A 22,495-nucleotide genomic window follows, 5' to 3' on the forward strand; every position below is an offset into this window, starting at 1 on the left:
TCTTCCAATATTTTATTTGTGTTGCTCTCAATCATGTCTGTGTAGTTGATCGGTGTTGTCGTATCTGTTGATTGCTAATCATGCTATATAGTAGATATGCGCTATATTGGAACTGAACGGTGTGTTTCAAACGTCTGATTTCTTTGCAAGGTTATTATTATGTTGTGCTGCAGCAAATATTCCGCTAAATCAATTTCAGTTTGTTTGAATTCCCCTAACTTCAAATTCGAGCGTTCAGTCTGTGTACGTACGTGTTATCTGTCATTACCTATCTGATGCATCATGACTTACACCTACAAGAGTATTTAGCCCCCTGTTTGTTACAAATTTGTTTATTAAAAGATTTTAATATACGTACTAACGTTTAGCTTCTAGTAACAGCATTAAAACACAACAAATTTCATGAAAAACTTCTCTCTATATTCAGTTTTAATCATAGTGTCCATTGGCTTTTTGTTGACTTGTAATTCAGCGGCCGGTCAACAGGAGATTTCAGTTGATGAAAAAATTGGACAGATGTTAATGGTTGGTTTTAAAGGATTTGCAATAACTGACACCAGCCATATTGTCCGGGACATTCAGGAATACCACACAGGAGGGGTAATTCTTTTTGATTACGATGTCCCGACATCAACGGCAAACAGAAATATAGAGTCGCCTGAGCAGGTGAGGGTGTTAAATCAACGGCTGCAGGAGCTTGCGGATTACCCACTCTTTTTGGCCGTTGATCAGGAAGGGGGAAGGGTGGCCAGATTAAAACCGGTACGAAATTTTCTTAACCATGTATCAGCTGAGTATTTAGGGAATCTGGACAATCCCGACAGTACAAAATTTTATGCCAATTCCATGAGTGAGCAGCTCAAGGATCTTGGCTTTAATGTTAATTTTGCCCCGGTAGTGGATCTTAATACAAACCCCGACAATCCGGTAATTGGGAAACTTGAGCGGAGTTTTGGTGAAGACCCGGAACTGGTAACCAGGCATGCCGCAATTTTTCTGGAGGAGTTTGAACAAAACGGGGTGGTAGGTGTACTCAAGCATTTTCCGGGGCACGGCAGTGCGTGGAACGACTCCCACGTTGGAATGGCCGATGTAACGGATACCTGGGATGAATCGGAACTGGAGCCCTATCAAAATCTGATCGGCTCGGGCCGGCAGTTTGCCATTATGACAGCCCATGTGTTTAACGAAAATCTGGATCCGGAATTTCCGGCCACGCTATCAAGTGCAGTTCAAACCAATTTGCTGCGTAATAGACTTGGGTTTGAAGGTGTTCTCTTTTCAGATGATATGCAGATGGATGCCATTCGATCCTTTTACGGTTTGGAAACAGCCATTAAACAAGCGATTTATGCAGGAGTGGATGTACTGGTATTTGGTAATAATTCGGTTTATGATCCCGGAATCGTACCCAAAGCGGTAGAGATCATAAAGAGTTTGTTGGAGTCCGGTGAAATTACCGAGGAGAGAATTAACAGATCATACAATCGAATTATGCGATTGAAAAATTCACTGACTGATGAATAAACTGTACTCATATCAAGATATTATATCTGAATATGCTAATGCACTTCAAAGGATAGATGAGCTGGCGGAGGCTCCCGAAGATCTTTTTATGTTAAAACCGGATGCTGAAACCTGGAGTGCAAATGAAATATTTCGCCATGTAAGACGATTCAACAATCTCTATCTCCGAAAAATTGATCACATCATCAGAAACCAAAACACGGCAAAGATTGCTCAGCAGGAATTTAAACCCAAGTGGATACCAAAGCTGATGATCAGAATCATGGAGCCGCCATATAAATTAAAAATCCCAACGTTGGCTCCAATGTATCCTAAAATCTCTGCCGAAAAGGGAAAGTCAGCAACCACATCAGAGTTGAAAGAGACAAACCAAATGGTCATCACTAATTTAAATAACCTGCAGAGCGATCGGGCAGATTTGGATAAATTGAAAGGGGCTCACCCGGTGTTTAAAGTTATAACGATGTCTCTGACGGATCTTTTTCTGGTGATGGCGGCTCATCAGCGGAGGCATTTCTGGCAGGCCGAACAGACTCTCTACCGGCTGTCCGGAACACGATTTTGATTACTCTTTTACGGTAACATATTTGAGTATTTCAATGACTTGATCAGCAGTTTGGCAGACAGCCAACGCGGCAGAATCTACCTCCTTAAGTGCATGGGTGTGTTCTTCAGGGTGAATCACGATCAGTTTTTTACCCAAAGCTGAAGCGTACCCCGCATCAAAAGCGGCATTCCATTGCCTGTACTTTTCACCAAACTTAACGACAACGATATCGGCCTGTTCAATAAGCGCTCGGGTACGAATGGCGTTAATCTTACCTCCTTTATGATCTTTCCAGAAAGCTTTATCCTCATCACCCAAAATATTTACGCCCACATCATCCGAAGCGGGATGATCCGTTACAGGTGCGGAGATTTCAATCGGCAAGTGATTCTTCTCGATTCCATTCCGTATTTCCAGGCGCCAGTCTGAGTGAATTTCTCCGGCTAAATAGACATTCCATTCCATAAGTACGATGAGCTTTAATATGATTAGAGCTGTTTGAATGTAAAAATATGCACGGGATTCATATCATTCAAATGGTTGAAATTACGAAAACCGGTCCGCAAGCCGGTTAATCAGATAACCGCTCTCCTTCAGTGCTTGAGATGCAAAACTGCCAAAGAAATCCGTGACGGACTCAAACTCTTTGATGAATCCTGCTTTGTCGTCATTTTGCACCATTTTCATCAGTTTTTTCTGATGATTGAAAAACGTAAGAAGCAGTTCGCGACGCTCTTTGTTGGCAAAAACAATATCCGCGTAGAGCTCTGCGTCCTGTGCAAAAATACGTCCGGTCATCATCAGTTCTGCACGGTAAATTGGGCTGGAGTACTCCAGCATCTCCTCAGGATTCAGATCGTACTCTTTCATAAATGAACCGTGCAGCAGTGCTACAAAGTGTCTTAAACCCTGAACCAGATTCATTACGTGATCGTGCTTTTCCGGTTCGGCATCGATCACCCGCATCCCCCATAACCGACACTGCTCTTTGAACCAGTCTGCCTGACCAGAATCGCGACCTGAGCAAAATACCATAAGCTGTTTTGATAGATTGGGAACGGACGGTCCGTGCATCGGATGGAGCCCCACAACCGGACCTGAATGCGCATCCAGCATCGCTTTCAGTGGTTCTGATTTGTTGGAGGTAAAATCAGCCAAGATCGTTTCCGGCTTCAGTTTTGGAGCCAGTCTGCGGATTACATCTTCGGTAACCCGAATCGGGACAGTCACTATCACCATGTCCAGTTTAGGAGCGATCTCTTCGAGCTGATACCAGTTGCCTTTATCGATGGTGTATGCAAAATGCCCGCTGTTTTCTGTAAATTTACGATAGAGAGCTCCCATTCCACCTTCACCGCCTACATACAGAATGTGCTTTGGCTCTTTGGTTGACCTGGGGAATGTGTTTGCTGATTGGGCCGCACGGGAGGAAGCCATTACCATTCTCAGAAAATCCTCTGCCCAATCCGGATCGATGCCCCTTTCGGCGGCTTTTTCACGAAAAGATTCTGTTTTTTCATTCTCACGTCCGGCTACAAATACCGGAAGCTGTTTTTCCACCTTGGTTTGAATCACATCCTGCACTACACGATTTCGCTGCTGTAACAGATCTAATATCTGGTTGTCAATATCATCAATCTGATCACGTTGTCGGCTTAAATGCTTCTGGTCGGACATTTTGTTGAGTTATTAAATATTCATTCGAACACCTGAGGAGCTAAAAGTACCCTAATTCCTGTAAAATTGCGCAATAAAGAATGATTTTGCCATCAATTTGTTTTAAACGGCAAATCACATTGTTATCTTTGATTTATGTCAGAATTTAAGCTTCATTCCCCCTGGGAACCGGCCGGTGATCAGCCGAATGCCATTAAAGAACTTACCGAGGGCGTTCAGAATAAGGACAAATTTCAAACACTGTTAGGAATTACCGGATCGGGTAAAACACGAACCGTAGCCGGGGTGATTGAAAATGTTCAGAAGCCTACGCTGGTGATGAGTCACAACAAAACCCTCGCAGCACAGCTCTATCGAGAGCTCAGTGATTTTTTCCCGGAAAACAGGGTCGAATTTTTTATCTCCTATTACGATTACTACCAGCCAGAGGCGTATATCTCATCTCAAGATAAGTACATCGAGAAGGACTTATCCATCAATGAAGAGATACAGAAACTGAGATTGCGTGCGACCAGCTCCCTACTGTCAGGCAGAAAAGATGTGATTATTGTTTCATCTGTGAGCTGTATATATGGAATAGGATCCCCTTCGGAATATGAGAAGCTGATCATCAACCTGGAAGTGGGTCAGGATATTCCAAGAAATACGCTGCTCTACGACCTGGTAGACCTGCACTACCGCCGAAGTGACCACGAGTTTACACGCGGCACATTTCGGGTTCGGGGGGATGTGGTGGATATCTATCCGGCATACTCCGAAGAGGGTCTGCGAATCACCATGTGGGGTGATGAAATTGAGAAGATGCAGGTGTTTGATGTTGAAAAAGGAGACATCATAGATGATGTGGATGAATTTCGGATTTACCCGGCCTCACACTATGTGACCACACAAAATCGGCTGGAGGAGTCGATCAAGCAGATCCGGGATGAAATGCACTGGCGGGTTGATGTGCTACAAAATGAGCACAAATTTCTGGAAGCAAAAAGGCTTGAGCAACGAACCCTTTTTGACATCGAGATGATGCAGGAGATAGGCTACTGCTCGGGAATTGAAAACTACTCGCGCTACCTGAGTGCCCGAAAACCGGGTGAGCGTCCCTACACATTGATGGATTATTTCCCTGACGACTATCTGCTGGTTGTGGATGAAAGCCATCAAACCGTACCGCAGATCGGTGCCATGTACGGCGGTGACCGATCACGGAAAATTGAACTGGTAGAGCACGGTTTCCGACTTCCATCTGCCCTGGACAACCGCCCGCTTACATTTGAGGAGTGGGAGACGATGGTTAACCAAGCGATTTTTGTGAGTGCAACGCCCAGCGATTATGAACTGGAAAAATCGGGAGGGGTTTATGTGGAGCAGATTATACGCCCAACCGGCTTAATGGAACCTGAAATTGAGGTTCGGTCTCTCGATACCCAGGTGGATGATCTTCTGGAAGAGATTCGAAAACGGGCTGAGAAGAATGAACGTGTGCTCTGTATAACGCTCACAAAGCGCCTCAGTGAGGAGCTGAGTGAGTACTTGAAAAATCTGGGAATTCCGGCTGCCTACATGCACAGTGAGCTGGATGCTATGCAGCGCGTGGAAGTTCTCTACAAATTCCGGCGCGGAGATTTTAAAGTGCTCGTCGGTATCAACCTGCTTCGGGAGGGGATTGATATTCCTGAACTGAGTTTAGTGGCCATTCTGGATGCTGATAAAGAAGGGTTTCTGCGATCTGAAACGTCGCTTTTCCAGATTGTAGGACGTGCTGCACGTAATGTTGGCGGTAAAGCAATTTTGTATGCTAACAAGATTACGAAAAGCATGCAGAAGGTGATTGATGAGACAAACAGACGCAGGGAGATTCAGCGAAAGTACAACGAAGAACATGGAATCACTCCGCAGACCATTCAGAAAGAATTGAAGCCACTGGTTGATCCGGCTCTTATCTCCACTCAGGATTTCACACTGGATTCAACTGAGCAGGAGCAACAGAACTATCTTGAAACCGTCAGAGTAGCCGAAGATGGTATTCAGTACAAAGCCAACCCGGCTATGAAAGAAGTTACATTTGAAAGTAAGGAGAAGTTTCTCGAATATTTACGCGGGTCGATGCTACAGGCTGCCAAAAATATGGAGTTTGAAGAAGCCGCCCGTATTCGTGACCAAATCGCTACACTGGAAAAAGAAATCTAAATCAATCATTTACATGGGCAAGAAAATTGAGTTCTTTAAAACGTTTGTTAAAGATCGTGACGTTGCATCTGTTATTCCCACTTCTCCCCGATGCGTCAAAAAAGTTTGTACGAATATCGATTTCAATAAAGATTTTACCCTTGTTGAGTACGGCCCGGGTAACGGTGCCTTTACCCATTACCTGATTGAAAATATGTCCCCCGGATCGCGATTGATTCTGATAGAGGCAAACCAGGATTTTGTGTCTTCGCTGAAAGATTCCATTGATGACCCAAGAGTGGAAATACATAATGTTTTGGCCGGAAATGTAGAATCGGTACTGCCCGATGATCTGATCGGAAATGTAGATTATGTGCTCTCTGGTATCCCGTTCTCTTTTCTCGATTGGGATCGTAAAATTGAAGTTCTTCAGGCTACCAAGAAAATTTTAAAGGATGACGGCAAATTCCTCGCCTATCAAACCAGCGGCCATTTGAAAAAGCCGGTCATGGAGGTATTTGGAAACTTTGAAACGGATTTCGAGCCACTCAATATCCCTCCCTATTTTATTTATAAAATCCACAAGAACGGGCATTGATTCACGCCCCGTCAGACCGCTAAATGCGGTCTGACAGATAGATTGAGTTTACTGATCGGAAGTTTGATAAATTTAGTCAGTTGACAGCATGAACATCCCTCCCTTCGCAAGCGGAGTACTCCCCTCGAGGGGAGAATTGTATTTTGAATTCAAACAAATTTTTAAACTATCAACGGTCTGCCCGCTTGAAGCGGACTGACCGGTTCTGCGTATGAATACCGACGGAAGAAAAATCATACCACCTGAAACCCTGCTGGAAGCGTACGGCCAGGGGATTTTCCCTATGAGTGAATCAAGGGATGACAGCACGGTTGGGTGGTACTCAGCCCGTCAGCGCGGCATCATCCCGATGGATCAGTTTAAAGTCTCTTCAAACGTGGAGCGAATTATCAGGCAGGGTCGATTTCAGTGCAGAGTAAATACACGCTTTCGGGATGTGATGGTGGAGTGTGCAAATCGTAGATCCACCTGGATTTCGGAATTGATTATCGATTCATTCGAAGTTCTTCATCATGCCGGTCATGCCCATTCTGTTGAGATGTACAATTCAACCGGCGATCTTGCCGGTGGCCTTTACGGAGTATCGTTAGGCTCTGCTTTTTTGGGGGAGTCGATGTTCAAAAATGATAAGGAAGCAGATAAAGTAGCACTTTGGCATTGCCATCAAATTCTGCAGAAAAATGGTTTTACACTCTGGGACACGCAGTTCTATACCGATCATCTGGCTCAGTTTGGGTGTGTGGAAATTTCGGCTGAAGAGTATCAGAAACGTCTGGAGAGTGCGATGGAAAAAGAGCATAAAGAGTTTAGAATATAGTCATCCTTCCTTGAAGGGAGTACGGATAAGTAGTGAGGAGTGTGATAGTTTGAAACCTTAAAAATACCTGTCAGGTTTTAGAAACCTGACAGGTATAATAAAAAGCTAATTACTAACCGCCTGACCGCTTGGAGCGTTCTGACGGGTGTAAACTATTTAGGATCGAGAATATTCTCAATTCGGTTCTGCACATCCTGAAGGTGTACGACCGTTCTGCGATCTACGGTTCGGTTCACAGCTCGATCCACTTCTGTTTTCAAAGTTCTGAGCTCTTCGCGCAGCAGAGGCTTGATGTCGCTTCCGTCTACATCACTATCCTCGCTTTCCATCAAAGATTTGACAGAATTTAAGTAGGTTCGCTGCAGATTTCTTCGATAGACATCAATCGATGAGTTTGAAGAGAGCTCGCTCCAAACACCTTTTCGCACATCTTCCAGCATCTCAGTGATACCGTAAGCATCATTTCCTCTGAATGTTTCATCCTCAATCAGGCGCATCATGCGGGAAGAATTCATCACGCTACGGAGATGTCGTGCCTGGAGGGATTGAATTCTCTCAACAGCACCGGCATGTTCAATATTTCGAAGAATATTTTCATCCAGCAGCCAATCCGGCGTTGTAAATGCGTAATCAACCATAAACTGCATCGCTTTTTTCTGATAATCTTTGTCGACTGGCCGATAGACATTTCCATTCTGATCGGATGCAATACGCTCCATGTAAACACCGCCAATATTCGTAATTACGTGACCAACATATCGGTTCCACTGGCCAACCAGCTCACCGTAAATCTCCTGAAGGTCGTCATACCCCTGGCCGGGACGTGATGTCCATGCAACCAAATTTGGCGTTACTCGCTGCAGGTTCATCATGCCATAAGTTGAAGCCTGAACCGGATCGTCTGAGAGGGTCTCGGTTTGAGCCGAAGGATCGTACCCGGTTGACTGGCCAAAACGGTACATTGGATCATCCGCTTTATCGAGAATCCATTGATTCAAAGTAGGAATTTCATCTTCAGGCGTTTCTGCATCCGGGATAACACGATAACCCCAGTTTACAGAGTATTTGTCGTACGGCCCGATCTTTCGGATAAATCGCTCCACGCCGTCACCCGGCTGTGCGATGTAGTTTTGGCGCGCATAGTCCATAATGGAAGCTGAGACTCCGTACTCCGAGGTGAACTCCGGATCTCGCAGCGACTCTACCGGGTAGGATGAGTTTGCCTTCATATTGTGAGGCAGCCCGAGGGCATGGCCGATTTCGTGAGCAATCACCTGACGGATTGCCTCTTTCAGATAGTCATCATCCACCCGCAGATTTTGAGCTTTCGGATTAGAAGCACCGGTTTCCAGCATCAAACGATTTCGGTAGGAACGAATGTGATTGTGATACCAGATGATATCACTTCCGATGATCTCCCCGGTTCTCGGGTCACTCATGCTCGGACCGGTTGCATTTCGAGTGGTATTGGCAATCCAGCGAACCATATTGTAGCGAATATCTTCCGGCTCAAAATCGGGATCTTCCTCTTCGGTTGGAGGGAGTTTGGCTTGAATGGCGTTTTTGAATCCGGCTACTTCAAACGCTACATTCCAGTCTTCTACACCGTCAATCACGGCTTGGCGATACTCTTCCGGCGTGCCGGGATCCACGTAGTAAACGATCGGTTTGATCGGTTCAACCAACTCACCGCGTGCATACGCATCAGGATCGGAAGGCTCCAGCCTCCAGCGACGAATCAGTGACCGGGTTGCCGCTTTTTGTTCATCTGAACCAAAATCGAGCTGATTAATGGTAAACCACCCCACACGGTAGTCGTGGTAGCGCGGACGCATTGGCTCTTTTGGTAAAAGAACCATCGACTGGTTCATCAACAGGGAGATACTGTTTGTATTGGATGATGAGGGCGGGTTCATCGCTTCGTAAGTCATCACATGGCGAACCTCTACATTCTGCGGATAGGTACGAACACGCTCGATGTAGCTGCGGCTGCCGTCTAAGCGACGAACCTGATACGAATTGCGTAACCACCCTTGCAGGCCGGAAATGGCGGGTACATCGGTTTCAAACAGGCTGTTAACTTCAACTTCAACGACCGTAGTGGTACTGTCGGGACCTACGGCCTTCACATCAAAAGATGCAATGATCGGCTCATAGTTGTTTGCACGTACAGAACGGGAAATTGGGAGGGAGTCCGGCGCAACGCTGTTATACAGTCTCTGCCGGATATTAATCTTATCGCCTGCTTTTTCAAATGCAATGACCTGTTCTGCCGTTTTGGATCCGCTGCTTGTGAAACCGGAAAAATTGTTGGGGACAGCCGCAACGCGACTCACCATCAGGAAGTCACGACCAAGCAGTGAGTCGGGAATTTCGTAGTAGATTTTATCTCCAACGGTGTGGACATCCACAACTCCTTGCTGGGTTTCAGCTTCGGATGTTATGACGCTGCTGTAGCCATTTGTTGCGGAGCTCCGCTCAGGCTGAGCCGGACTGTTTGATGACGTTGCAGGCTCCGTGGATGCACAGGAGATTGCAAATAGTATAGAAAAAAGGATGATAGCGAGATATCGTATCGGGTAATTCATGGATAGTTAATTTTGGTTGATCAAGCATTGTGAAAGATTGCAGTGCAATAAATAAACAAAATGTAGAAACCATACACTGCAAAAGATTGAAAAAGCGTTGAGGCTAAAATTTATGTTCATCTGAAAGAAGCCGTTTCCACTCAGGATGTCTCTGAATGTAGGATTTGACAAACGGGCAGATAGGAGCAATTTGCAGACCTCGATTCTCTGCATCTTCAAATGCAGATTTGATGAGTTTTGATGCCACGCCTTGTCCTTCCAGTTCCTGAGGAACCTCGGTGTGAGTAAAAAAGAGTACTCCTTTCTTGTTTAAGATATACTCGGCGATAGCCGTGTTGCCATCTAAACTGAGTTCATATCGATTCTTTTCCTTGTTGTTTATTACGTTGGCCATAGGTGTTTTCTTCTGCTATTGATCGGTTCGGTTTTTCCCCAGCTTCTCAATTTTCAGATCAGAATTGTCGCTTAATGCTGCCCCTGTTGGCGGGCGATACTCCTGGAAGGGAATCGATAGGAGATTTCTTACATCCTGATTTTCATCCGGGGCCATATGTGTGTCAATTCCGTATTTCAGGTGTCTGACATCATTCACTTCTGCAAATGTACCAAATAGCCGATCCCATACGGCAAAAATATTTCCGTAGTTGGTATCGGTGAGAGGTTGGGTGTAGTGGTGATGCACTTTGTGCATGTTCGGTGTTACAAACAGATAGGAGAGAGTTCGATCCACACGTTTGGGTATATTAATGTTCGCATGCGTAATGTGCGCAAACAGCACTGAAAAACTTTGATAGAGCATGACAATGCCGATGGGGACGCCAATTAGAAAAACCCCGAGAATGGTAAAGACTATTCTGAATACGGTTTCTCCCGGATGATGGCGAAGCCCGGTGGTTACGTCCACGGTGGTATCACTGTGGTGAACCAGGTGAAATTTCCACATCCATTTCACTTTGTGTTCTATCCAGTGAACCAGCCAGGCGCCCATAAAGTCGAGGAGCATCACCCCGAGGATGATTTTTGCCCAGAGTGGGAAATCGGCCAAGTGGAGCAGCCCGAATTGATTCTCGGTTACCCAGTAGGATGTGAAGTAGAGAACCCCGGCAAGACCAAAACCGATAATGGCTGTAAAGAGTGTAAAGGTGAGGTTGACCCCGGCGTGCCGGATTTTGTTGTACTGAAACTGAAAGAGCGGAATAACCCCCTCCATTACCCAGAAAATAAAAATGCCGCCAATCAGGATAAATGCCCGAAAGGTTGTGGGGACATCCTCAAAAAATGCGATGATCGATTCCATGGTTTAACCTGTTGAATTATGGTTCATATTCAATCTATTTTCTTTTAACTATCAAAAAGATGACAAATCCAATGAGGATAACTGCAGCAACCGGCCAAACCCAAAGCGGAAGTGTATAGGTTACGGTTTGTCTTCCTTCAGGGGCTTTATACTGAGCGGGAATAACCGGCAAGCCATCTTCATTCTGCTCAAATGTCTGCACATAATCCAAGACACTGCTCCACACTTTAAGTTGCCGGTCTCCATCATATACAACGGCTTCATCGAGTGTGATGGCTCTTCCGTTTTCATCTCGTAGCGTAATGGTGAGATTTGGCAGTCGTTCGCCAACCATTGGTAAAAATCCTGCGATATAATAATCGGTAACCACGTGCAACAGATTGTCAGAATCTCTTCGGATGGATTCTGTTTGATCTCCATTAACCAAATCTGCCCTCAGTACAGCCCGGGAGGACGGGATCGGGGTGCCTATAAATGGGATGGTGAAAAGGACGGCTCGGTCGGGATTGTAGATGGTATGGAGACCTGAGAATTGGAGGAAGTAGTTGTCACCCATTAATTCAGACAGAAGAATGGATACTTCAAGCGCATTGCGCACCTCCTGTTCGGTTAGGTAGAAAGAAACCAGCGGATAACCGGGGGTGCCGTCGCTGCCGGATCCGAGTCCAAAAGCCATCATCATATCGTAAAAAGTAATTTCGCCCCGGCTCCATTCGGCTTCTCCGGGCATGATGTTACTTCGGATGGCACCGTTTGCCTGAACGGCGATATCTACGGGTTGATCGAGTACACGTTGCGCAGAATATTTCATCGCGTCTGTAACAAAGTTGCCGATGGCCGATTCTCGCTGAAATTCGTCCCGAAGTACTGGAAAATCAGAATAAGCAATGGTTTGCCGGATATCTGATATTGAGCTGGTAGTCAGTTCATCGAGCCATTCATTTAAAATATTTGTGTAGCGTTCCACTTCATCAGCAATTTCACGGTTTACCGGACTTGTTGAGTTGATTGGCATCAAAAAGGGCTGGCCGGTTTCCCGGTTAATGACAGAAAGCCGATCTTCAACCGGATTGTAGCTAAGCTCGAGCCGGCCAAGAAACTGCATATAGCTACCGGCCTGAACGATGACAGTTTCTCCGACAAAAACCGGTTCATGAAGCGGTGTGTGAGTGTGTCCGCCCACAATGATGTCAATTTCCGGGAGGGTTTCCGCGAGCTGACGATCTTCTGCCACTCCGGAATGGTTTACTGAGATTATCAGGTCCACATCTTCCTGCAGGAGTTCAGTAATAGCTTTGCGTGCAGACTCAATCGGGTCGTCGAACTGAACCGGTCCGGGCTGAGCTGTTTTTGATATGGCATCGTATCCGATCAGCCCCAAAATTCCGATTCTCAAACCATTGTCAAGTTCTTTGATTACGTGATTTTTAATCCCAAGTTTGTTCATCGGATGATCCCGGGGAGGGCGTGTGTTGGTGCCAAGAATCACGGTTTGATTAGCAGCTTCGGGATATCCGGCATCCGAAAGATATCGTGCATAAACGTCAGAACCGTAGTCAAATTCATGATTTCCAATAGTGATGGCATCATACCCCATCATGTGGAAAAGGGACATCTCCGGGGCAAGTCCATTTCGAAGTGGAAGCCATCCGAATGCGGGCCCGCCGAGGTTATCTCCACCGGAAAACAGTAGAACGGGCTCCCCTGTCTTCGCCTTCTCCTGGCGAACGAGGTCGATGACACCTGCAAGACGCGCAATTCCTCCGCCGGCGGTGTTATCCAGTTCAGAGTGGTCATCCACAGCAGGAATGGGAATCAGGTGGGAGTGTTCATCATTGGTGTGGAGAATGGTGAATCGAATGTCGGTGGAACTGGATTGCTGCCCATAAAGTTGGCTGCACCACAAAAAAAGGATGGCATAGAATGTAATTTTTAATCTCAAACTCATTCGGGGCTTTTAGCAGTTATCGGTTTTGATTATGTTGTAGCAATATTTTTGCGGCAACAAAACCAACAGGCTTATTAGATTATGAAAAAACAGTTAAAAAGCATAAGTGCATTTCTGATACTCTTTCTCTTTTCAACCGGGGCGTTTGCTCAGCTTCAGTCACCTGAAGATTTCCTCGGTTATGAACTTGGAGACCGATATACACCTCACCATCGGGTTTTAAGTTACGTAACTCATGTCGCAGATAACTCTGATCTCGTGACTCTCCACCATTACGGAAAAACTTACGAACAACGGGAGTTGGTGTATCTGGTGGTTACATCCGAAGAAAATCACGCTAACATTGACGAGATCCGGCTTAACAATCTTCGGCTCACAGGATTGGAGCCGGGTGAACCGACTGCAAATCAAAAGGCGATTACCTGGCTGAGTTACAACGTGCACGGGAATGAAACCAACAGCAGTGAAGCGGCAATGAAAACCCTCTATGAATTGGTGGACCCATCAAACCGGGAAAGCAAGGAGTGGCTCAATAGTTCAGTGGTCATTATCGACCCAATGATTAATCCCGATGGACGGGACCGGTATGTAAACTGGTTTAACGGGGTTATTGGTACGGAGTACAATCCGGATCCGGTTGCGAGAGAACATCGCGAGCCATGGCCAGGCGGACGTTCCAATCATTATCTGTTTGATATGAACCGCGATTGGGCGTGGCAAACTCAGGTTGAGTCGCAGCAACGAATCAAGGTATATCAGCAGTGGATGCCGCATGTGCATGTCGATTTTCATGAAATGGGATACAACTCTCCATACTATTTTGCCCCGGCAGCCAAACCGTACCACAATGTGATTACCGACTGGCAGGTGGAGTTTCAAACCATTATTGGCAAGAATCACACCAAGTATTTCGATGAAAACAGCTGGCTTTACTACACACGGGAAGTGTTTGACCTATTTTATCCGAGCTATGGAGACACCTGGCCCACTTACAATGGTGCCATTGGGATGACCTATGAAAAGGCCGGAGGCGGAAGTGCAGGAGCTGCGGTTACCACCCAGGAGGGTGAAGTGTTAACGCTGAGGGAGCGACTGACACACCATCACGTTGCAGGGATTTCAACGGTTGAAGTTACGGCGATGAATGCCGAACGGGTGGTTTCAGAATTTACCAACTATTTTGAACGAGCGGCTAATGACCCCGCAGGCGCATACAAATCCTTTGTGGTAAAAGCGGATAACGATTCCGATAAAATTTACGATCTGCTGACGTTTCTGGATTCTCAGAAAATTGAGTATGGAACGGCCGGTTCAAACCGAAATACCAACGCATACAACTACAAAAGCGGTCAGAATGAGCGAGTTTCCATATCAGAAAATGATATTGTTGTGAGCGTATATCAACCCCAAGGACAGCTTGCGAGAGTCTTTTTTGAGCCAAACCCGATGTTATCCGACTCCCTCACCTACGACATCACCACCTGGGAGGCGCACTATCGCTTTGGAATTGAAGGTTACGCTTTAGAATCGAACATCAACCCGGAAAGTAATATTTCGGCACAGGATTTTAGGAACAGCTCTGTATCCGGTGCCGATAAACCGTATGCTTATGTAACTGACTGGAACAGCATGGATGATGCACGATTCCTGGCAGAGATTACAAAACATGGAGTGAAAAGCCGATTCTCCAGCGTAGATTTTGAGATCGAAGGACAATCCTTTAAACGGGGATCGCTGGTTATTATGCGAGGAAATAACAGAGATCTTGGCGATCAATTTGATGAGATAGTTCGAAACGCTGCAGAGAATCATAGCCGGAATCTGTTTGGGGCATCCACCGGTTTTGTGACATCCGGTTCCGATTTCGGGTCAAACAATGTTCGATACATCGAAAAACCTGAGATTGCGGTTCTGATGGGTGATGGTACTTCATCTCTCAGTGCGGGGGAAGTGTGGCACTTTTTTGATCAGCAGCTTCACTACCCCACCACTCAGATCAATACGGATGATCTGATGCGTGCTGATCTTTCTAAATTCACCACGTTGATTTTGCCATCAGGTTCATACAACGGAGTGCTGACAGACAGTGCAATTGAAAAAATTTCGGGTTGGGTTCGTGATGGTGGAAATCTGATTCTGATTGGAGGAGCTAATAGCAACTTTACAAGCCGAAATGGCTTTCAACTTAAACGAAAACAGGCTGAGGCTGTTGAACCCACGGACGAAGAGATGCTGGCTTCATACGGCGATCGTTCAAGACGGTATATCAGCAGAACTACATCAGGATCGGCTTTTGAGGTGAAAATGGATACAACACATCCACTTGCGTACGGTTACGATTCTGAATACTACACGCTTAAACTCAGTGCAGACTCCTACAGCTATCTGGATTCCGGCTGGAATGTAGGAACCGTTCGGGATAATTCGTATCGAAGCGGATTTGTAGGGAGCGAAGCTATACCAATGATCGAGAACTCTCTTTCATTTGGAGTTCAGGATTATGGTCGTGGTCAGGTGGTTTACATGATTGAGAATCCACTTTTCCGCGGATTCTGGGAGAATGGAAAATTACTGGTTGCAAACAGTCTCTTCTTTGTAGGCAATTAAAATCATTGTTGGGTATTTGGTAGCGAGTATCAAGATGCTAAATAGTATTTCTTGATACCTGCTACCCGTTACCTTCTGCCCGACTTACTTTTCAAACTTCATCTTCATCAGTGCGGCCGCAATTTCTATCGGTGTGAAATCTCCTTCAGCAAGCGGCTCCAGCTGATCGATATATTCACGCAAGCCACCTTTTTGAAGTGTATCCACAATCTCATCCAGATGCGACTCCATCTTCGACATTTGTACCTCTTTGGATGATGGCATTGGCAACGGCATCAGCTTGGTGCCAATAATTTTTTCAATAAAACGGATGCTCTTGCGCTTACGTCCGGTAGAGAATGTGATTGCAAGTCCGGACTTTCCTGCTCGTCCGGTACGCCCGATCCGGTGTACATAGAACTCTGGGTCCTGAGGGATATCATAGTTAAAAACTACATCGATATCGTCTACATCGAGACCGCGGGCGGCAACGTCGGTGGCTACCAGAATGTCAATCTTTCCATTTCTGAATTTGTTCATCACCTTATCACGAATGTTCTGGCGCATGTCTCCATGGAGAGCATCTGCTGAAAATCCGCGAGCCTGGAACTCCTCAACAAGGGAGTCGCAACGCCGTTTCGTATTTGAAAAGACAAGGGTGAGTCGGGCATCGGTCATGTCAATGACGCGGGAAATTGCTTCAACCCGCATCGAGTCGCGGACTTCCATTACATACTGCTCAATTCCTTCAGCTGTTTGAGCGCGACCTTCAACTTTAATTGTCTTGGGGTTGTCCATCCAGCGGTCCATGATCTTTTTGATCGCCTTTGGCATGGTGGCCGAAAACATAATAGTCTGTGATTTTCCTTTACTGTAGCTGAGAATTTCTTCGAGATCTTCACGAAAACCCATATTGAGCATTTCATCTGCTTCATCTAGAACTACCATTTCCAGGGCACCCAGTTTTAGCGTTCCACGCTTTAGGTGGTCAATCACACGGCCGGGAGTTCCAACTACAATTTGTGCGCCTTTTTTCAGCGCTTTGAGCTGCCGGCTGATCGGCTGTCCGCCATATACCGGTACAGTAAATACACCATTTACGTGTTTGGCAAGTTTAATAAGTTCGCCTGTTACCTGAATTGCCAGCTCGCGCGTGGGTGTTAAAATTAAAACACTGGGGGATTTGGATCCTTTATTGGCCATTTGAATAGCCGGAATTCCAAATGCGGCCGTTTTACCGGTTCCGGTTTGTGCCTGACCGACCAGATCGGTACCTGTAAAAATTTGAGGAATACATTTTTCCTGAATGGAAGTTGGGGCCTCAAAGCCCATGTCGTTGATAGCTTTAAGAATTTCAGGCTGAATGTTCAGCGTTGAGAATGAAGATTGATTCATTAAAAAAAGTAGTTTTAGTGTACTTCCGGCGGAGTCTTGGGTGGCTCGATGTACGCATTCCATGACGGTAAAACCATCTGTTATGGACACAATAAATCCATCTATTGGTAAACCGTGACTCGGCCTGAAGTCTTTATTATAAATGTCTGCCGCTCTTCACGCGCATCGCTCCGCTCTTGAATACAAATTCGGAGATACTTCCCGGCCAAAAGCGCGTTTCACAAACATTCAGAAAAAAGAACTTACTGAAGAGAGATAAAATAGAATCGGATGGACAGGTCAACGTCGAACGCCAGTTGAAGGTGCATAAGGTACGGAGAAGAATTGGATTTCCAACTATGGGAAATAAGCTTTAGCTAAATGCTCAAATCATAGTTATTAATTGTATATCAGTAATATCCTTTTTGCTCGCAGATATTCTGCGAAAATCTGCGGTTTGCTTAGCAATACTCTGCGAGAAAGAAAGTAGGTGATGAGTATAAAGCCAAATACCTGACACTTGCTACTCACTACTCTTCCTGCGAAAAAGAGTAAACGCCTCCAGCATAATCCAGAGTGAAAAACCGAGAATGATGGCTCCGAATGAGAATAGCAGCAGGTTAAAGTCAGATTCTCCCACGCCGGACCAGTCAAAAACGACCTGCTCAACCATGGCCCAGATCGTCATAAACAGGACAAAGATCATGGGAACAAGCGTGTATATTATCGGACGCCCCAGTCGTTTGAGCCAGATGGTGATTAACAACAAGCTAATTCCGGCAAGTAGTTGATTGGATGTGCCAAAAAGTGGCCAGAGAAGATATCCACCGGACCCTAAACCGCGCGGGCCCTCCGGCAGCAGAACAAGAGCCGCGCTGGTTCCCACAGCAACCATTGTGGAGGTGTGAAGTTGAGTGAGTGGTTTCACGTTGTACTCTTTGCCCAGCTCGTTCAAAATATAACGCATTAGCCGAACGGAAGTGTCCAGTGTAGTTGCGGCAAAACTGATGACGATCACTGCGATAATAGTTTGTGCGGCTTCCGGCGGGATCATTAATCCGGTTGCGAGATGGGCCGCGCCTTCCACAAAAATATTCAATCCTGTGGCTCCGGCTGCCTCAAAAGAGTGGTAGTTCTCTAAAAACTCTCCGGTTGTGTTGAAGTAGGTAACTATGGCTACGATGGTAATCAGCGCCAGTGAACCTTCCCCAATGGCTCCAAGATATCCGACGAAACGAGCATCGGTCTCCTTATCCAGCTGTTTGGCCGTAGTTCCCGAGGACACCAGTCCGTGAAAGCCGGAGATCGCTCCGCAGGCAATCGTAATAAAGAGCAGAGGGAACCAGCTTACATCTCCCGTATCGGTGTTAGTTGGCGGCGCCGTTATTTCCGGACTGATCACAAAAAGGCCGAGATAGAGAATGGCCAAACCCAGAATAAGCTGATACGCGTTGATCAGATCACGTGGCTGAAGCAGCATCCAAACCGGAAGCGTGGATGCAAAATAAACGTAAACCATCAACACGATAATCCAGGAGAGAAAGGCCAGCTCCACACCGGTGAGCCCCAGAAGTGAGACCGTCTCCTCTCCTCCAAAATATTGAACCAGGTCGATTTGCAGCACCGGAACGTAGCTGGCAATGATGGCCGTGAAGTACATGACAACCAGTACAATGATGGAGGGGATTAACATGTTCCCGCTTTTGCGATATGCCCTGAACCCAATCCAGATGGCCAGCGGAATCTGAATAAAGATGGAGAGGACCGTGGCCGGAAAACTGATAAAGAGGTTCGATATTACCCAGGCAAATACGGCATTCACCATCAATACAAGAATGAGAATGATAAATAGGAATAGAAGTCTAGCCCGTCGCCCGACCAGTTTATCAGCAAGTGTACCCACCGACTGCCCTTTGTTGCGAACCGAGAGTACCATGGTTCCAAAGTCGTGAACACCGGCGGCGAAGATGGTACCGAGCACCACCCAAAGCATCGCCGGAACCCAGCCCCAGTAAACGGCGATGGCCGGACCGACAATCGGGGCGGCCCCGGCTATAGAAGTGAAATGGTGACCGAGAAGTACAAACTTATTAGCCGGTACATAATCCCGACCGTCGTTGAATTCGTGTGCCGGAGTCATAAAATCCGGGTTGAGCTGATAGATCTTTTCAGCCAGATACTTTGAGTAGTATCGGTACCCGATAAAGAAAAGAATGAGCGATAATGCAGCGACTAAGCTTGCCGGCACAGTTCGATGGGTTTATAGAGCGTTGTCGGATTCAACCTTCAAAATAAACTTTTAGTATAAATGTGCAATTTTGAATAAGCCACGGAAGCACGGAAAAACATAAAATTTTCAGTGAATTCCGTGCTTCCGTGGCAAATAATCTAGCTGCAAAATATAACACCCCACACTGCTTACGCAGCACTCCCCTCGAGGGGAGATTTTTTCCGTGTTTCCATGGCTAAGCCTAGTTATTCAACAATACCGGATCTCCATAACCCAGCCCACTCAGTCTGTCAAGCTGTGTTCGGGCGTCGCCTACAATCACGTAGTACATACGATCAGGGTTGGCGTATTTTCTTGCCAGCTCGCTGATCTCCTCACGGCTCATCTTACGAACAATCTCCTGCTGAGCATTGATGTAATCGGCCGACCAACCGTTGGCGCTCATGGTTTGAAGTATTCCCAGCTTGGCTCCAAGCGTTTCAAATGCACGGGCATTACTCTTCAGCAGAAAACTTTGGGTGTTGTCAAGATCCTGCTCGGTAAATGAGCCCGGGTAATCTGCCATAATATCCCGGATCAACTCGACGGCCTCGAAGGTGATGTTGCTTCTCACGCCACTGCTCACGGTAAACGGGCCCGGCAAATTGCTGCCCGAAAATCCGGATCGGATGCCGTAGGTGTATCCCTTGCCTTCCCGAAGCTCTTGCGTGAGTCGCGATGCAAATCCGCCTCCTCCCAGAATGTAGTTCATCACCGTAGCGGGAAAGTAATCCTCATCGGTTTCGGGCATGGCCAGGTAGCCAATTCTCAAAACAGATTGTGAGGCATTGGGTACATCATAAAAATAGACGGAAGATTCTTCTAACGGCTCAGGCATGGTTATAGACGGCAAATTCACGTCTACTGCCTCCCAGCGCGACTCCAGATCTGAAAGTGAGGCAACTGTATTTTCCCGGTTGATAGCCCCCGCTACATGAAAAGTGGCGACGGATGGCGAAATATATGCGTCATAGTATGCTTTCAGGTCGTCGATGGTGATTGCCTCCACGCTCTCTTCAGTTCCAAGAGGACTGAATGACAGAATATGATCCTCTCCATACAGCAGTTTGTTAAACTCATTTGTAGCAATGCTGTTAGGGTTTGATTGCTGCTGAGCAATTCGGCTCATTACACTCTGTTTGGCCAGGTTAAATTCGCGTTCATCCCAGCGGGGTTCGAGTAAAATCTCCTCAATAAGATCGAGGGTTGCTTCGTAGTTTCTGGCAAGTGTATTTCCGGTAATCGTAAAGTACTGACTGCCTGAGCTTACGTTTATATTTGCCCCCAGTAGTGCAATTGCTTGTTCCAATTCAACAGGAGTTTTATTGACTGTTCCGCGCGTCATTAGATCAGCCAGCAGATTCGCGACACCAGTTTTCTCGGGATCTTCTACCAAAAGACCGCCGTCAATCCGGATATTGAATTGAACCAGCGGCAGCTCCCGGTTTTCTATACCGTACACTTTCATCCCGTTACTATGCTCAGAAGTCCATACTTGCGGAACAGTAATCTCTGGCTCAGGTCCGTAAGGCGGTTCCTCACTTCGATCAAATGATGAAGGAGTCCGTTCGTATGCAGTATCTTCCGGCAATACAAAATCCTCTCCCTCAGCTCCCTGAACAATCTCTTCGGTTACCACATCAGCCTCCTCCGATCCGGTCAAAATGAGATCGGTCTGACCGCGCGGCACAAAACTGGTAGCTACGTAATGCTTGTCCTTGATGTACTGATGATATACCCGATCTACATCCTCGAGAGTCACATCCAGTGTTTTTTGGATATCCTGATTGATGTAACCCGGGTCATCCGCAAAGATGTTGTATTGAGCTAACTGAAATGCTTTGCCCAACACGCTGGACAGGCCGTTATAGAAACTTGTTTCAATTCCGGCTTTTGTCCGCTGTAGATCATCTTCAGTAAACCCGTTCTCTTCATATCGCTCAAAAGCTTCCTCGATGCCCGTTAACACTTCGTTCAGGTTCACGCCGGAATATCCTCTGACCCGTAGGGTGATCTCACCGGCAAGCTCTGAATTACTGCTGTACATACTCGCACCGGAGGTGAGTTCCTTCTCATCCACGAGTACTTCATAAAGCGGAGCCGTTCTCCCGTCTGAAAGTAACTGGGCCAGAATTTGAAGTGCATATGCATCTTCGTGATAATTCTCCACTCCGGGCCAGGTCAGCCGAAGCTCCGGCAGGCGGGCGTAATTATCCTCGTGGTATAACTTTTTGGTCTCATTCAATTCAGCAGGTTGTTTTTCCAACGGCTCAATTTCGTCTCCGCGTGGAATCTCATCAAAATATTTGTGAACCCATTCGCGGGCCTGATCCGAATCAAAATCACCGGCAATCACCAGCGTGGCGTTATTGGGTACATACCATGTGTTGTAGAAGTTTACCACGTCATCCAGTGTAGCCGCCTGAAGGTCATCCAGAGAGCCGATTACCTGCCAGTTATACGGATGGCCTTCCGGGTATAGGTTCTTCCCGATTACATAGCCGGTATGGCCATAAGGTGCATTATCCACTCCCTGTCGCTTCTCGTTTTTTACAACCTGCTTCTCTTTCTCAAGCACCATCTCATTCACCGTGTTGATGAAAAAGCCCATCTTGTCAGCTTCTGCCCAGATCATCTTTTCAAGGGCATCATTCGGTACGGTTTGAAAATAATTTGTCCGGTCACGACTGGTGGAGCCGTTCGCTCCCGATCCTCCAATTCTTGCACTCATCTGATCCAATCCGCCACGGCCCAGGTTCTCCGACTCAAGAAACAGCAGGTGCTCAAAAAGGTGAGCAAACCCGGTTCGTCCCGGAAGCTCGCGGGCTGAACCAACGTGAAATGTGAGCGCCACCGCGGTTACGGGGTCAGAATCATCTTTATGAAAAATAACCTCCAGACCGTTGTCGAGGGTGAACTTCTCATATTCTACGGAAAAATCTGTTTCTGATGACGAACTGCAGGCGCCGGCCAGAAATAGCATCGCGCCAAAAATGGTTGCAAAAATCGGATAGGATAACTTCATGTGGTGTGTACTTTTGGTTGACGTGTTCAGATGGGAATGTACATGATTCAATCGGAAAATATAGCCCATGATTGTAAAA

Annotated in this window: 15 protein-coding genes; 6 read left to right on the plus strand and 9 right to left on the minus strand. The window is 46.5% G+C overall.

Translation table 11 applies throughout. From position 1 onward, the window contains the following. Nucleotides 1-402 precede the first annotated feature (402 nt). The gene (locus BG260_RS02530; RefSeq protein WP_069130377.1) at nt 403-1,527 is read left to right on the plus strand and encodes a glycoside hydrolase family 3 protein; all 1,125 of its coding nucleotides are present in this window, start codon (nt 403-405) and stop codon (nt 1,525-1,527) included. Then, complete coding sequence (locus BG260_RS02535) at nt 1,520-2,092, plus strand: DinB family protein (protein WP_069130378.1); 573 nt, start codon at nt 1,520-1,522, stop codon at nt 2,090-2,092. The genes BG260_RS02530 and BG260_RS02535 overlap by 8 nt, the downstream gene beginning before the upstream one ends. On the opposite strand, the gene BG260_RS02540 is transcribed toward BG260_RS02535, so the two are convergent. Continuing rightward, entirely contained in the window at nt 2,093-2,539 is a 447-nt protein-coding gene (locus tag BG260_RS02540; RefSeq protein WP_069130379.1) for a YtoQ family protein, read from the minus strand. A gap of 81 nt (nt 2,540-2,620) precedes the next feature. Then, on the minus strand, nt 2,621-3,751 hold the full coding sequence (gene tyrA / locus BG260_RS02545; RefSeq protein ID WP_069130380.1) for a bifunctional chorismate mutase/prephenate dehydrogenase: 1,131 nt from the start codon (nt 3,749-3,751) through the stop codon (nt 2,621-2,623). Nucleotides 3,752-3,886: 135 nt separating this feature from the next. Between tyrA and uvrB the strand changes: the two genes are divergently transcribed. The 3 genes from uvrB (at nt 3,887) to aat (ending at nt 7,329) form a co-directional block, all read left to right on the plus strand. Continuing rightward, nucleotides 3,887-5,935 (plus strand): excinuclease ABC subunit UvrB, encoded by a 2,049-nt coding sequence (gene uvrB, locus BG260_RS02550; protein WP_069130381.1) that lies wholly within the window; start codon nt 3,887-3,889, stop codon nt 5,933-5,935. A gap of 13 nt (nt 5,936-5,948) precedes the next feature. Further along, the gene (locus BG260_RS02555; protein WP_069130382.1) at nt 5,949-6,512 is read left to right on the plus strand and encodes a class I SAM-dependent methyltransferase; all 564 of its coding nucleotides are present in this window, start codon (nt 5,949-5,951) and stop codon (nt 6,510-6,512) included. 211 nt (nt 6,513-6,723) lie between these two features. Continuing rightward, complete coding sequence (gene aat / locus BG260_RS02560; RefSeq protein ID WP_069130383.1) at nt 6,724-7,329, plus strand: leucyl/phenylalanyl-tRNA--protein transferase; 606 nt, start codon at nt 6,724-6,726, stop codon at nt 7,327-7,329. A 152-nt stretch (nt 7,330-7,481) separates the two neighbouring features. Here the strand turns inward: aat and BG260_RS02565 are convergent, their stop codons facing one another. From BG260_RS02565 to BG260_RS02580, 4 genes are all read right to left on the minus strand, one after another. Continuing rightward, entirely contained in the window at nt 7,482-9,917 is a 2,436-nt protein-coding gene (locus tag BG260_RS02565) for a zinc-dependent metalloprotease (RefSeq protein ID WP_069130384.1), read from the minus strand. A gap of 103 nt (nt 9,918-10,020) precedes the next feature. Further along, nucleotides 10,021-10,311 carry a GNAT family N-acetyltransferase gene (locus BG260_RS02570; protein ID WP_069130385.1) on the minus strand — a complete coding sequence of 97 codons (291 nt, stop codon included), beginning with the start codon at nt 10,309-10,311 and terminating at the stop codon, nt 10,021-10,023. Nucleotides 10,312-10,326: 15 nt separating this feature from the next. Then, nucleotides 10,327-11,214, minus strand: a complete 888-nt coding sequence (locus tag BG260_RS02575; RefSeq protein WP_069130386.1) for a sterol desaturase family protein — start codon at nt 11,212-11,214, stop codon at nt 10,327-10,329. A gap of 34 nt (nt 11,215-11,248) precedes the next feature. Further along, nucleotides 11,249-13,162 (minus strand): bifunctional metallophosphatase/5'-nucleotidase, encoded by a 1,914-nt coding sequence (locus BG260_RS02580; protein WP_069130387.1) that lies wholly within the window; start codon nt 13,160-13,162, stop codon nt 11,249-11,251. Between the two features lie 81 nt (nt 13,163-13,243). Between BG260_RS02580 and BG260_RS02585 the strand changes: the two genes are divergently transcribed. Next, nucleotides 13,244-15,769: a M14 family metallopeptidase gene (locus BG260_RS02585; RefSeq protein ID WP_069130388.1), complete on the plus strand. Its 2,526-nt coding sequence runs from the start codon at nt 13,244-13,246 to the stop codon at nt 15,767-15,769. 84 nt (nt 15,770-15,853) lie between these two features. Here the strand turns inward: BG260_RS02585 and BG260_RS02590 are convergent, their stop codons facing one another. The 3 genes from BG260_RS02590 to BG260_RS02600 form a co-directional block, all read right to left on the minus strand. Next, nucleotides 15,854-17,143 (minus strand): DEAD/DEAH box helicase, encoded by a 1,290-nt coding sequence (locus tag BG260_RS02590; protein WP_069130389.1) that lies wholly within the window; start codon nt 17,141-17,143, stop codon nt 15,854-15,856. A gap of 502 nt (nt 17,144-17,645) precedes the next feature. After that, a complete protein-coding gene (locus BG260_RS02595) occupies nt 17,646-19,370 on the minus strand; it encodes a carbon starvation CstA family protein (RefSeq protein WP_069130390.1) in 1,725 nt (574 codons plus the stop codon). A 223-nt stretch (nt 19,371-19,593) separates the two neighbouring features. Further along, nucleotides 19,594-22,416 (minus strand): M16 family metallopeptidase, encoded by a 2,823-nt coding sequence (locus BG260_RS02600; RefSeq protein WP_083750068.1) that lies wholly within the window; start codon nt 22,414-22,416, stop codon nt 19,594-19,596. Nucleotides 22,417-22,495 lie beyond the last annotated feature (79 nt).

This window comes from Rhodohalobacter halophilus (assembly GCF_001715195.1).
In the GTDB taxonomy this organism is placed as follows: domain Bacteria; phylum Bacteroidota; class Rhodothermia; order Balneolales; family Balneolaceae; genus Rhodohalobacter; species Rhodohalobacter halophilus.